The organism is Collinsella sp. AM23-17, assembly GCF_003470945.1.
Classification (GTDB): domain Bacteria; phylum Actinomycetota; class Coriobacteriia; order Coriobacteriales; family Coriobacteriaceae; genus Collinsella; species Collinsella aerofaciens_O.
The window spans coordinates 19,207-31,738 of record NZ_QRHU01000013.1 but is presented as its reverse complement, the minus strand read 5'-3'; the positions used below and the strand labels follow the sequence as shown (position 1 = coordinate 31,738).

The 12,532-nt window shown below is 60.3% G+C and carries 15 protein-coding genes and 1 tRNA gene; 6 read left to right on the top strand and 10 right to left on the bottom strand.

Annotated features, from left to right (window positions below):
* Positions 1–10: 10 nt before the first annotated feature.
* On the bottom strand, positions 11–736 hold the full coding sequence (locus DW645_RS06190) for a metallophosphoesterase (protein WP_118226857.1): 726 nt from the start codon (positions 734–736) through the stop codon (positions 11–13).
* 85 nt (positions 737–821) lie between these two features.
* A complete protein-coding gene (locus DW645_RS06185; protein WP_117772850.1) occupies positions 822–1,061 on the bottom strand; it encodes a hypothetical protein in 240 nt (79 codons plus the stop codon).
* A gap of 159 nt (positions 1,062–1,220) precedes the next feature.
* Here DW645_RS06185 and DW645_RS06180 point away from each other — a divergent pair, with 159 nt between their 5' ends.
* Positions 1,221–1,532 carry a hypothetical protein gene (locus DW645_RS06180; protein WP_117772848.1) on the top strand — a complete coding sequence of 104 codons (312 nt, stop codon included), beginning with the start codon at positions 1,221–1,223 and terminating at the stop codon, positions 1,530–1,532.
* Positions 1,533–1,685: 153 nt separating this feature from the next.
* Here the strand turns inward: DW645_RS06180 and DW645_RS06175 are convergent, their stop codons facing one another.
* Positions 1,686–2,207 (bottom strand): hypothetical protein, encoded by a 522-nt coding sequence (locus DW645_RS06175; protein WP_117772846.1) that lies wholly within the window; start codon positions 2,205–2,207, stop codon positions 1,686–1,688.
* 586 nt (positions 2,208–2,793) lie between these two features.
* Here DW645_RS06175 and DW645_RS06170 point away from each other — a divergent pair.
* The 3 genes from DW645_RS06170 to DW645_RS06160 are packed head-to-tail and all read left to right on the top strand — an operon-like array spanning position 2,794 to position 5,419.
* Positions 2,794–3,336: a DUF4342 domain-containing protein gene (locus tag DW645_RS06170; RefSeq protein ID WP_117640413.1), complete on the top strand. Its 543-nt coding sequence runs from the start codon at positions 2,794–2,796 to the stop codon at positions 3,334–3,336.
* 18 nt (positions 3,337–3,354) lie between these two features.
* The gene (locus DW645_RS06165) at positions 3,355–4,140 is read left to right on the top strand and encodes a response regulator transcription factor (protein ID WP_117640414.1); all 786 of its coding nucleotides are present in this window, start codon (positions 3,355–3,357) and stop codon (positions 4,138–4,140) included.
* The gene (locus DW645_RS06160; protein WP_117640415.1) at positions 4,124–5,419 is read left to right on the top strand and encodes a cell wall metabolism sensor histidine kinase WalK; all 1,296 of its coding nucleotides are present in this window, start codon (positions 4,124–4,126) and stop codon (positions 5,417–5,419) included. The genes DW645_RS06165 and DW645_RS06160 overlap by 17 nt, the downstream gene beginning before the upstream one ends.
* A gap of 298 nt (positions 5,420–5,717) precedes the next feature.
* Here the strand turns inward: DW645_RS06160 and DW645_RS06155 are convergent, their stop codons facing one another.
* Together DW645_RS06155 and DW645_RS06150 are read right to left on the bottom strand one after the other, a co-directional pair.
* Positions 5,718–6,092 carry a VOC family protein gene (locus DW645_RS06155; RefSeq protein WP_117640416.1) on the bottom strand — a complete coding sequence of 125 codons (375 nt, stop codon included), beginning with the start codon at positions 6,090–6,092 and terminating at the stop codon, positions 5,718–5,720.
* An 11-nt stretch (positions 6,093–6,103) separates the two neighbouring features.
* The gene (locus tag DW645_RS06150; RefSeq protein WP_117640417.1) at positions 6,104–6,391 is read right to left on the bottom strand and encodes a PTS sugar transporter subunit IIB; all 288 of its coding nucleotides are present in this window, start codon (positions 6,389–6,391) and stop codon (positions 6,104–6,106) included.
* 163 nt (positions 6,392–6,554) lie between these two features.
* Here DW645_RS06150 and DW645_RS06145 point away from each other — a divergent pair, with 163 nt between their 5' ends.
* Positions 6,555–7,178, top strand: coding sequence for a hypothetical protein (locus DW645_RS06145; RefSeq protein ID WP_118226855.1), 624 nt, complete (start codon positions 6,555–6,557; stop codon positions 7,176–7,178).
* A 31-nt stretch (positions 7,179–7,209) separates the two neighbouring features.
* Positions 7,210–7,294: transfer RNA gene (locus tag DW645_RS06140), tRNA-Leu, on the top strand.
* Positions 7,295–7,629: 335 nt separating this feature from the next.
* On the opposite strand, the gene DW645_RS06135 is transcribed toward DW645_RS06140, so the two are convergent.
* The 5 genes from DW645_RS06135 to yfcE all read right to left on the bottom strand — a co-directional run bounded on the left by DW645_RS06135 (position 7,630) and on the right by yfcE (position 12,504).
* Complete coding sequence (locus tag DW645_RS06135; RefSeq protein ID WP_118226853.1) at positions 7,630–8,631, bottom strand: hypothetical protein; 1,002 nt, start codon at positions 8,629–8,631, stop codon at positions 7,630–7,632.
* A 28-nt stretch (positions 8,632–8,659) separates the two neighbouring features.
* Positions 8,660–9,418, bottom strand: a complete 759-nt coding sequence (locus DW645_RS10105) for a hypothetical protein (RefSeq protein WP_233508981.1) — start codon at positions 9,416–9,418, stop codon at positions 8,660–8,662.
* 195 nt (positions 9,419–9,613) lie between these two features.
* On the bottom strand, positions 9,614–10,903 hold the full coding sequence (gene eno, locus DW645_RS06125) for a phosphopyruvate hydratase (RefSeq protein WP_117629967.1): 1,290 nt from the start codon (positions 10,901–10,903) through the stop codon (positions 9,614–9,616).
* A 189-nt stretch (positions 10,904–11,092) separates the two neighbouring features.
* The gene (gene mazG / locus DW645_RS06120; RefSeq protein WP_118226850.1) at positions 11,093–11,953 is read right to left on the bottom strand and encodes a nucleoside triphosphate pyrophosphohydrolase; all 861 of its coding nucleotides are present in this window, start codon (positions 11,951–11,953) and stop codon (positions 11,093–11,095) included.
* A gap of 2 nt (positions 11,954–11,955) precedes the next feature.
* Positions 11,956–12,504 (bottom strand): phosphodiesterase, encoded by a 549-nt coding sequence (yfcE, locus tag DW645_RS06115; protein ID WP_118226848.1) that lies wholly within the window; start codon positions 12,502–12,504, stop codon positions 11,956–11,958.
* Positions 12,505–12,532: the final 28 nt, after the last annotated feature.

Genomic DNA, 12,532 nt, shown 5'->3' with positions numbered 1-12,532 from the left:
CGCCCCACCCCTACGCAACATCCCAAGGCTGGAGTTCGTCGCCCAGGCGAACGATGCAGTCGTAGAGCACGGTATGGCGCTCGGTCGGGTTGGCATCCCGATGAAAATGCCCGTAGTACCAGCGCTTGTAGTCCAAGCGGTCTTCCAACTCGTCAAAAAATGCCGTAAGTCGATCGACGGCGGGGCAATTCCAGCCGGGCGCCGGATAGAGCGTGGGCGAAAGCATGCGCGTAGAGCAGGTGTGGGTGACCACGTAGTCGACCTTCCAGCCCACGCTGTCGAGCTTCGTCCGTGCCTCCTCAAAGTTGCGCTCGTCCGGCAACTCCTGCGGCCACCAGCTGGAATACGGAATGCGGTATTCCTTGTCCACGCTCGTGGCGCCGCCCATGGTAAAGACCGTTGAGCCGTCGAGTTCAAAAACCTCGCCGCGCGTCAGGCGCCGTATGGGCGAGGTGTCCGACAGGCGCTGTGTCAGTCCGCCGTGCCACAACTCCATGGGTCGCTCCGCCCAGTGGTCGAAACGTTCGTGGTTGCCGTCGACGAACAGCACGGTATAGGGGCGCGACTCCAGCCAAGCGATGTCGGCGCACTCCTCGGCAGAGAAATCCCACGGAAAGCCAAAGTCGCCGGCAATGATGAGATGGTCGTCGCTCGTCAGGCTTTCCCCAAGATCCCAATCGCGCAGCTTTTGCATGTCAGCGCCGCCATGGACGTCGCCCGTCACATAGACCGTCATCGGATCACCGCTTCCCTGTAAGTCGCTAGCCCACATTCTGCACGATCACTAAGTCAACCGTTCCAGCCCTTCCATCCTTTGGGACCTACCCCTCGCTCTTCCATCCAAACGGGTCAAACACCCAAAAGATCAGATCGAGCACGCCGCCGGTCATCATGGCGCCGGCAAGAGCCATGCAAACATGCAGAGAACTGGCACTTCGGAGCACATCAAACGGCCCCAGAACAGCCAGCAGCGCGACCGTTGCGCCGGCAAGGCACAGCACGAGGCACGGCCCCGCGTTCTTGACGCACTTCTTTGCGAGATGCTTGGTGTTATCACTCATCGATATCGAACTCCTTAGAGGACCGTTGTTTGGGTACATGCCGCCGCGGCAGAGCAGGGCGGCAGGGTAAGTGTCACATGTCGTGCGGACATGCTTGAGTTACCCTACAAGTTAATGGATTTGATAGAATGTAGGGTAACTACTCGGAAAGGAGGCTCCATGTCCGTCTTAGAAGATGTCCTAGAAGAGGAATATGCACGCTCGAGCCGCCTCTTGGGCCTCATGGAGCAGGAAATCAGTCTCCTTCCAAAGGGCAGCATCCGCATGCGAAACATAAAGGGCCACGAATACTGCTATCTCAACTATCGAGTCGGCGACAAGGTCAAAAGTGACTATGTACCCGCTACAAAGGTTGATGAGCTGCAAGCCAAAATCGAACGTCGAAGGGCTCTTGCGGCCGCCATTAGAGAGCAGAAGCGATCTCAAAAGCTAATCATACGTGCGTTGGGAAGGGTGCCGAATGCTGACTGAGCAGCAGAGGTTTTCCTCTAAAACAATTTGAAAACCTTGCCGCATACATGCTGTTCGCATCCGCTGAGTCCGAGCCGCTGCCCAAGTCACCATGTGCCCGACACACAAATAGTTACACGCGGAACTATTCCAAAACTGAAAGAACCACTGCAGTTAGTACCCAATAACCATAATGCCTTTTAACGGAACAGGCATGCGCCCGCTTGCATACAATGTTTTGAAAAAAGTTACGACCTTTTCGTAGTCTCTGCTTGAGTTGTCACCACTCTTGTACACATTACGAACGACTACACAAAGATATGCTGCATCCTGTATCATGCACGCTTCAAAAAAATCCTTCAGAAACTGGTTGTTCGCGACAGCGCGCCCGGCCTCAATCTCCACTATCGTGTTAGTGTCCCTATGGACGGCATCGACCTCAAAAGCTTTATCAATTAAGCCTTTCTCCCCATACAACACTGGCATCGATAGTTTCTCGTTTTTCTTTTTCCCCACCTCAACATTGAAACCAAATTGCTCCAAATCGAACGCCAAAATTCGGAGCACGCTATCGCTGTGCTCACTGTTTTTATCAGAACGAATCTGCTCAATATTTTTATTTACAGCTTTTACAACGTCCATTAACGGCTGCGGCGGACGACCGTTTAATGGGAAGTAAATCCAGTTGCACTCCATTGATAGTCCTTTCTCTATATTCATTCAGCCACTGCAGCTATTTTAAATTAATGTTATAAAACACCGACGACTAACGATGCCATAAACAGTCAATCGGTCAGCCTTTTAGCAGCTAGCGAACCATGCAAGCAAACAGAAACCTTAATCAACATGACGGATTGGTGCTTTCGGTCATTAGCAAACAGAATCACTTGCCCATGGAGCCATTTACCCTTGGCCTTTCAATTAGGACTGGCGTCAAATGCCACATGCCTAAGTAATATTAAGGTCCTTCCATGGCTGCCGTGTGTGAAACTCATACTTTTGCAACGCGATTTTAATCCATATGATCCGTTCGCCTTGCTTATCCCATTTCTGCCGCCGGCTTGTCATCGGCTCACCATCCCCCGTTATCGAGGTCTAATACTTTTCCCACTGCCACCCAAAAACTCATCCAACATTAATCTTGGCTCAAGAATCGCTTAATCTATAACCTGCACTATAGAGTTCGACCAAGGGCGGGGCGGCGCAACGCAAACCGCCGAACGCAACGCTCGCGCCCGAGCAAATTGCCCGGCGTCGCGCCCATCGAACGAAAGGACAGGTCATGGACGACCTCGAAAAAGTTGAAACCATCCGCACCAAGTGCAACGTGAGTTACACCGATGCCAAGGCGGCGCTCGACGCTGCCGACGGCAACGTTTTGGATGCCATCATTTGGCTCGAGTCGCAGGGCAAGACCCAGACCACGTCGGCGCATGCCGCCACCGAGTCCGCGCCAGTCGATGAGCCCTCTGCCGAGATGGTCGCCGCGCAGGTCGCTTACGAAAAGTCGAGCGAAAAGACCGACTTCTCCAAGAAGATGGACAGCGTGTGGGAGTACCTCAAAAAGCTCTTCCGCCTGAGTCTGGACACCAAGTTTATCGCCACGCGCCGCGATGCGATCATCCTCAACATTCCCATCCTGATCCCCATCGTCGCGCTGTTTGCCTGGGGCGCCACGATATGGCTGATGCTGATTGGCCTGTTCTTTGGCATGCGCTACCGCATCGACAGCGACGGTGATGTACCCGGCAGCATCAATAACCTGATGGATCACGCCGCCGACGCCGCAGACGACATCAAGCAAAATCTCAACGACGACAAGTAATCGCAGACGGGGGCACGTATGGCACGAATCCTGATTGTAGAGGACGAGGAGAAAATCGCCCGCTTTGTGACGCTCGAGCTGGAGCACGAGGGTTACCAGGTAGAGCACGCCGCCGACGGCCGCACCGCCGTGGACCTGGCGCTGGAGCGCGACTACGATCTGATTCTGCTCGACGTACTGTTGCCGCAGCTCAACGGTATGGAAGTGCTGCGGCGCATCCGCAAGCACAAGGATGTGCCGGTGATTATGGTCACCGCGCGCGATGCCGTGATGGACAAGGTGGCTGGGCTCGATGCCGGCGCCGACGATTACCTGACCAAGCCGTTTGCGATTGAGGAGCTGTTCGCACGGATCCGCGTGGCGTTGAAGCGCTCGGAGGCCATGCGGGCGGCTTCGGGCGTAGCTGGCGTCGGCGCCGGAGCGGGCATGGCGGGCGTCGCGGGCGAGAAGGCCACCGCGATGCCCCCGGCCAGTGACATGGCCCAGACCCCTGCCTCGCCCTCCCCTGCCACACTCACCGTGGGATCGGTTGCGCTCGACCCCGACCGCCGCGAAGTCACGGTCGGCGGCTCGCCCATCGCGCTCACGGCCCGCGAGTTCGACGTCCTCGCCCTGCTTATGGCGCACGCCGGCACCGTGCTCACGCGCGAGCGCATCGCGCATGAGGCGCTAGGCTACGACTACGTGGGCGATACCAACAACGTCGATGTGCACATCGCACATTTGCGCGCCAAGATCGAAGACGCTGGCGGCGCCCGCATCATCCAGACCGTGCGCGGGGTGGGCTATGTCTGCCGCGCATAACGCCGAGGCCAAGCGCGTCACCTCCATCGCCCGCGCCATCAACTGGGGCTATATGTGGCGCCGCTTGATGAGCTACGTCTGGCTCGATCTGTTGCTGATGGTGATTGCGGCGGCGATCCTCGTCTATGGATACAACCAGACGCTGCCCGACAGCGCGTTTACCGCAGGCTGGATTCCCGGCGCCACCGTTCACGGCATGTCGCTGACGCCCGCACGCGGCTGGGACCTGACAACGCTCACCTATACCGTCGAGTTTGCGCGTACCACCAAGACCTTCCCCCTCGCGCAGGACCTCGTCGCGCTATGGCCTCTCTACCTTGTCGTTATGGGTTGGCAGGTCATCAGCGTGCTCAACATGCTCGGCGGCGCCCGCCGCGTGCGCCGCACCATGGCGCCGCTCAACGACCTTGCCTTGCGCGTGGACGAGCTCGGCCGTATGCAGCTCTCCGGCGGCAAGATGGAAACGCTGGAACAGGCCATCGAGCGCGCAAGCGTCGACTCGCCGAGCGTCACCACCGGCGACGCCGACCTGGCAAGCATCGAGGTCGCACTCAACCGCCTGCTGCGCCAGATGCAAGAGGCCAAGCTGCAGCAGATGCGCTTTGTCAACGATGCGAGCCACGAGCTGCGCACGCCCATCGCGGTGATTCAGGGCTACGTGAACATGCTCGACCGCTGGGGCAAAGACGACCCGGACGTGCTGGCAGAATCCATCACCTCGCTCAAAGCCGAAAGCGAGCATATGCAGGAGCTCGTGGAACAGCTGCTGTTTTTGGCACGCGGCGATGCCGGTCGCACCGTGCTGCGGCGCGCGAATACCAACCTGGCTGCACTGGTCGGCGAGGTTTGCGAAGAATCACAGATGATCGATGCCGGGCACACGTATCGACTGGCCTTTGACGCTGCGCTTGTCAGCGACTCGCGCTGCGATGCGTCCGTCGATGTGGCGCTTGTAAAGCAGGCTCTTCGCGTGATCGTGCAGAATGCCGCCAAGTACTCGGATGCGGGAACGCCCATCTCGTTTGGCGTAGCGCCGGATGCGGGCATGGGCACGATCGACATAAGCGTTGAGGACGAGGGTATCGGCATGAACCAGGAATCCGCAGCTCACGCGTTCGAGCGGTTCTACCGCGCCGACAACGCGCGCGATGCCGGCGCGCAGGGCTCGGGTCTGGGGCTTGCCATTGCCAAGTGGATCGTCGATAGCCATGGCGGTGTCATCGGTGTGACCTCGGTCGAAGGGGTCGGCAGCCGCTTTACGATTCGCCTGCCACGGTAGGGATGCCCCCTCGTGGATCGAGGTCTAATACTTTTCCCGAGAAGTGAACGACCATATTCGGACCCCCGAAGCATCCGCATTTTTCGGCCGCAAAATCGCAGGATTCCAGCATCGAAACTGCAGGAAACGATGCCCTTAAAGTGTCGATGCTTCGGGGGGGCTGATTTGTCTCGTTCACTTCTCGGAAAAGTATTAGACTTCGGTTTTTTGACCGTTGCAAAAGTCGATCCCTCGGCATAAATAAAGGGATAAGGCCATACGGCCCTATCCCTTTTTGCTAACTAAAGCAGCTCGTGCGCTACTCGCGGCACAGGTGCACGGCGAAGCCGGCGAACTCGCGCTTAAAGTACACGAGCTTGGTGCTACCGTCGGGCAGCAGCGCGCGCGACTCCTCGTTGACCTCGAGCCCGCGCTCGGCAAACCACTTCTCGGCCGCATCGATGTCGTTGACGGCAAAGCCAATGTGGCCCTTGGTGCCACGACCGTTCTGCTTCATAACCTCGACCAGCGAATCGTTAAAGTACGAAACCGGGGTCTCGATAACGGGCAGGCCCATCATCGTCGAGAACAGCTCCGCGATCTCCAAGGCGTCTGCCGGGTCGGCAGCGTTAATGCCCACATGGGCAACGCGCATACCAAAGAGCTCTACCGGATTGGCGTTCTGCTCACTCATGCAGGCAGCGCCTACTGAGCCATGACGTCAAGAACGGCCTTCTCGGCGGCAACGCGGTTCATGCCGGTCATGAAGGGCACGCCGCTCACGTACGGGCAGGTGAGGCCCTCGGGGGCAACGGTGGTGGCGATCAGCAGGTCGGCGCCCTCGTCGCAAGCGTCCTTGGCCTCGGAGATGGCGCACTGCACGATCTCATACTTGTCGGCGTAACCGTTGGCGTCGAGCAGGGTGGCGACCTTCTGGGCAACGAGCGTGGAAGTAGCAGCGCCAGCACCGCAAGCCAAAACGATTTTCTTCATAGGTAATGTCTCCCTTCATGGTTTACTTTAGGTAAGTGTACCGCAGCGAGCGATGGCACTCGGCCTCGATGAGCTTTTATGCCAGTTTGCTTGCGCGCTGCGTATAATACATCCAGTACGTGTTGTCATACCGCTCGCTTTATGAGCGACTAAGGACCCTAATATGCCCGATTCCCGCACACTCTGGACCGCCGTCGTTATCATCTGTATCGCCGTGTCGGTGTTCTTTAGCATCAAAAAACGCACCACGTTTAAGCGCCTGCAGCAGTTGATGGCTGCCAAACAGTGGGACGAGTTCGATCGTTTGCTCGACGGCAAACTCACCAGCATGCTGTACCCGCGCTACAACCGCGACTACCTGCGCCTGAACTCCTATCTGCTGCGCGAGGACCACAAGCGCGCCGATGAGATGTTCGATTTGCTGCTGGGGCTCAATCTGCCCAAGATGCAGCGCGTCGACCTGGTCATTAAGGCCTTTAACTACTACGTTGGTCAGGAGGACCGCAAAAAGTCCAAGGAATTGCTGCGCGAGATCAAAGGCTTTGAGGGCGGCCAGGCCGAGGCAGTCGCGCACGAATGCCAGCTGATGTATGACACGATGATCCTCAAGCGCCACAACGACATTCCCGAGCTGGAGCGCATGCTCAAGGAGGCCGGCGACGACCCGGTCAAGCGCTGCCGCCTGGAGTATCTGCTGGCGCTGCAGTACCAAAACAAGGGCGACGAGGCCAAGTTCCAAGAGTTCCTCGAGAAGTCGGGCCAACACTCGATGGCCGTCAACGCGTAACGGACGGCTTGTGCTAGACTTCTAGTCTCACGGGGGCGTGGCGGAATTGGCATACGCAGGAGACTTAAAATCTCTCGCCGCAAGGATTGTGGGTTCGAGTCCCACCGCCCCTACCATGTATTGTTTACGAGCCCGTGTCCCCCAGGGATGCGGGCTTGTTTCTTTTGGATGCCGGTGGGGCTCGAACCCGCGAGGGGGCGAGCGTCAAGCGGACGCGCAGCGTCCGTAGCGAGCCGGCGAGGGCGCCGGCAGGCAGCCGAAGCCGGTGCGGATTTGCGCAGCAAATACGCAGACGTCCCACCGCCCCTACCATGTGGCTTTTACGGGCCCGTGTCCCCTGGGGATGCGGGCTTGTTTCTTTTGGATGCCGATACAGATGGTGAGTTGCGGTGGAATAGGGACTGTTTGGCGATTTTTAGTCCGTATTTCACCGCAACTTATGAGGGAATGGTTAAAGGGTGCTGAGGCTCGGGGTCCAGCCGATGGTGGGTAGCTCGCCGTCGAGAACCTCGTTAATGGTGGCGGCCATGCCGGCGAGGAGGCTGTTCTCGCTTACGGTGAGCGCATCGTAGCCACCGGCGCGCATGAGCTCGCGAATCACCACGGCGCCGGCCAGAATCACGCCCGCGCGCTTGGGCTGCACGCCTGGCAACGCGGCAATGCTCTCCACGTCCAGCGTGGACATGCGCTCGATAGCGGCAGAAATCTGCTCCATCGAAAGCTCGCGCAGGTGCACAAAGCTCGAGTCGTACGGCTCCAGTTCGTGGACCAGCGCCACGAGCGTAGTGACGGTACCGCCCACCGCGACCAGGCGCTCTGCACGCTCATAATTGCTCGGCAGGCCCTTAAAATAGGCGGAGAACTGCTCGCCCGCCCACGCGGCGGCAACCGCAAGCTCGCCGTCCGCGGGCGGCAGCGCCGAGAAAAACCGCTCCGTCACGCGACGGCAACCGATGTCCAGTGAGCGCGTTCCCTCCAGCGCAAAGACCCCGCGCTCAGGCGCATAGACGCCCGTCGCGAGCTCCGTGGAGCCACCGCCCGAATCGGCGACGATGATGCGCTCGCCAGCAAAGTCGTGTGCCACGCCAAAAAACGTCAGGCGCGCCTCGACCTCGCCCGGAATCACCTGCGGTTCGAGCCCCAGATCGCGCAGACCGTCCAGCAGCAGCGCGGCATTGGACGCATCGCGCGCGGCACTCGTGCAGGTGGTGCAGACGCAGGCGGCCCCAAAGGCACGTGCCTCATCCACAAACATGCGACACGCATCGAGCACACGCTCGACAGCCGCCTCGCAAAAGCGACCCGTCGCGTCCACGCCCTCGCCCAGGTCGGTAATCTCGGTATGCTTGGACGATTCCACGATCGCCCCGCCCTCGACCTGGGCCAACACCAGTCGCGACGACACCGTTCCCAGGTCGATCGCGGCCACCTTATATCGTTTGCAATCTGCCATTGCGGGCTCCCCTCCGGGCGCTACTCGCCTACTCGCCGCTGGACGCGACCGTCTGGCCCTCGACGCCGTTAAATCCAAACAGCATATCGAGCGTCTGGATGTACCACGGTGCGTCCTTGCCGACCTCTTCGATCTCTTTGGCCACTTCACTGGCCTTCTTGGCGTTTGAGGACTTTTTGCTCGACGACGAATCCGAATCATCGTCCAGGCCCAGCACTTCAATCCTCTTCTCGCCGGGCATCGCCATGCCCAGTTCCCGTGCCCGATCCTTAATGCCCTCTTCCGAGAACCACTTGTCAGTGTCTTTTTTCATCTCATCTTTGTATTGCTCGCGAATCTCGACCTGCTTGGCCAAGATGTCGTTCGAGCGTTTTGCAACGTACAGGTCGCGCACGGGGAAATACAGGCTCACGAGCGCCAGAGCCACCACGATACCGATAAACAGCGGACGCAGAGAGCCATGCGTAAAGTCATAGATCGCCTTGACCACCGCATTGTCGTTGGCGTAGCGCATAAAGTCCGAGCCCGAAAGACGGCTCGAAGGCCTGCTCGACCTGTCGTGCGTCTGGGCCGAGGGACGCGACGCATGTGTCGAACGTGCCGGGCGCACCGGTCCATCTGCCAAGGTATTTGATTGAGCATTGGGGCGCGAGGTACTTGCCGGGCGCTGCGTGGAGCGGTCGGCGCCGGCATAAGCGGACCCACCGAGCTGCACCGTGCGTGCACGGCGAGGCGACGGCTCGCGTGAACCGGCGGAATAGTACCTGTTGTCGTAAATCTGATCCATGTGCGCCTTGTGCGGTTGAGGTTTGTTTGCGCTAAGTCCTTTAGTTATAGCACGAGCGCCCGCACCGCCTTCGCCAGCCTTTGCTCGACATAAAAAAGGCGCTGAGCCATATGGCCCAGCGCCCACAGCGCTTTGCGGCGTCCAGCCAAGGCGGGGCGGAACCGAGTCAGCCTCCTCCTCGCCAAATTCGCCCGTTTAGCGAATGTTGTAGAACGCGGCCTTGCCGGCGTAGCGCGCGCTGCCCTCGAGCTCGTCCTCGATGCGAATGAGCTGGTTGTACTTGGCGATACGGTCGCTGCGGCACGGGGCGCCCGACTTGATCTGGCCGGCATTGACGCCCACGACCAGGTCGGCGATCGTGGAATCCTCGGTCTCGCCGGAGCGGTGACTCACGATGCAGGCGTAACCGGCCTCCTTGGCGGTCTCGATGGCCTCGAGCGACTCGGTGAGCGTGCCGATCTGATTGACCTTGACCAGGATCGCGTTGGCGGCACCCAGCTCGATGCCCTTCTTGAGGCGCTCGGTGTTGGTGACGAACAGGTCGTCGCCCACCAGCTGCACCTTGTTGCCAATGCGGCGGGTAAGCTCAACCCAACCGTCCCAGTCCTCCTCGGCCATGCCGTCCTCGATGGAGATGATGGGATAGGTGTCGACGAGCTTCTCCCAGTAATCAACCATCTGGGCACTCGTGTACTCCACGCCCTCGCCCTTGAGCTCGTACATGCCGGTCTCGGCGTTGTAGAACTCGGTCGAGGCCGGATCCATGGCGTACATGAAGTCGACGCCGGGCTTAAAGCCAGCCTTCTCGACGGCCTTGGTAATGTACTCGAACGGCTCGGCATTGGTCTTGAGGTTGGGCGCAAAGCCGCCCTCGTCGCCCACGCCGCCGCCCAGGCCCGCCTCGTGCAGCACGCCCTTAAGGGTGTGGTAGACCTCGGCGCACCAACGCAGGCCCTCGGCAAAGCTCGGGGCGCCCACCGGCATGATCATGAACTCCTGGAAGTCAACGTTATTGTCGGCATGGACGCCACCGTTGAGGATATTCATCATAGGCGTGGGCAGCAGGTGGGCGTTGACGCCGCCCAGGTACTGGTACAGCGACAGGCCCGCCGACTCGGCAGCGGCGCGGGCGACGGCCAGCGACACGCCCAGGATGGCGTTGGCACCGAGCTTGGTCTTGTTGGGGGTACCGTCCGCGGCAATCAGCGCGGCATCGACGGCGCGCTGGTCGAAGGCGTCGAGGCCCACGACGGCGTTAGCGCACTCGTTATTGACGTGCTCGACGGCCCGAGAGACGCCCTTGCCCAGATAGCGGCCCTTGTCGCCATCACGCAGCTCGCAGGCCTCAAAGGCGCCGGTCGAAGCACCCGAAGGCACCATTGCGCGGCCAAAGCTGCCGTCCTCGAGCACGACCTCGACCTCGACGGTGGGATTGCCGCGGCTGTCGAGCACCTCGCGACCGTAGACGTCCAAAATATCGCTCATGTTGTCTCCCTCTCACTTGGAAACGGGTTGAATGCTTGGCGACACGGCTTGCACGCTACAGCGGCGCGCAGGTTCATAAGTTAGCCTTATCGCACTTTTTGCATTATGCCCTAAGTTAGCCAAGGGATACAATCTTTTTAAAAAATAATAGGGGCGATGGGACAAGTCCGTCCCGTCGCCCCCGCAGTCTTACTCCTCTGCCTTTGCGGCATCCCAGAGGTCATTGAGGCCGTGGGTCGAAAGCTCGGCCAGATCCACGTGGGCGTCGGCCGCCATCTGCTCCATCGCGGCCCAGCGGCGGCGGAACTTTGCCGTGCTGGCACGCAGGGCGCTCTCGGCGTCGATTCCCTCCTTGCGCGCAACGTTGACCAGAGCAAAGAGCAGGTCGCCAAACTCCATCTCGCGCTCGGGCGAGCCGGAAGCCTCGGCCTCAAACTCGGCACGCTCCTCGGCGACCTCGTCCCACACGTCCTGGACCGTCTCCCACTCAAAGCCCACGGCAGCCGCCTTGCGCGACACCTTCTGAGCCTGCATCAGCGCCGGCAGGTGCGTGGGCACGCCGTCGAGCAGACCCTCGGGCGCGGCCTCGCCTGCCGCCACGGCCTGGTCTTTGGCGGCCTTCTCGGCAAGCTTGACCTCGTCCCAGATCTTGAGAACCTCGTCGGAGCTCTCGGCGTCCGCATCGCCAAACACGTGTGGGTGGCGGCGGATGAGCTTGGCGTCGATATCGCGTGCCACATCGGCCAGCGAAAACTCACCGGCGTCCGCCGCAATCTGCGCATGCAGCACCACCTGCATGAGCACATCGCCCAGCTCCTCGCGCAGATGTGCCACGTCGTCCGCCTCAATGCAATCGAGCGCCTCGTAGGCTTCCTCGATCATGTTCTTGCCAATGCTCTGATGCGTCTGCTCGCGGTCCCACGGGCAGCCATCGGGCTGACGCAGGCGCCAGATGGTCTGCACCAGATGCTGCAGCTCGGCCGACGCGTCGACCAGCGTGGACAGGTCGCGCGAACCCTCGGCATTTTGCTGAGCCATATGCTCGGCCATGGTTACTCCTCCTCCAGGATCACGTGACGGAACGCGCCGCCCTCGTAGATGCCGTAGCTGTGCGCACCGTCCTTGGGAATGCTCACGCTGCCGGGGTTGAAGAGCCACAGGCCCGGGTGCACGGCGCTTGCCTCGTTAACCTTGATGTGCGTGTGGCCGTAGACGAGCGCGGAGCCCTCGGGCAGCGCGGGCGCGTGGTCGACGCTGTTGTGCATGCCGGCGCCAAAGACGTGGCCGTGCGTCAGGAACAGCTCGCGACCGGTCTCGTCGAACAGCGTGGCGTAGTCCGCCATGACGGGAAAGTCGAGGACCATCTGGTCGACCTCGGCGTCGCAGTTGCCGCGCACCGCGATGATGCGGTCGGCCAGGGCGTTGAGCAGCGGAATCACACGCTTGGGGGCGTAGTCGCGCGGCAGGTCGTTGCGCGGGCCGTGGTAGAGCAGGTCACCCAGCAGCACGATGCGGTCGGGCTGCTCGGATTCGATGGCGGCGACCAGGCGCTCGGTCCAGTATGCCGAGCCGTGGATGTCGGAGGCGATGAGGTATTTCATGGGGAGTCCTTTCGGGTGGGGTTGATGG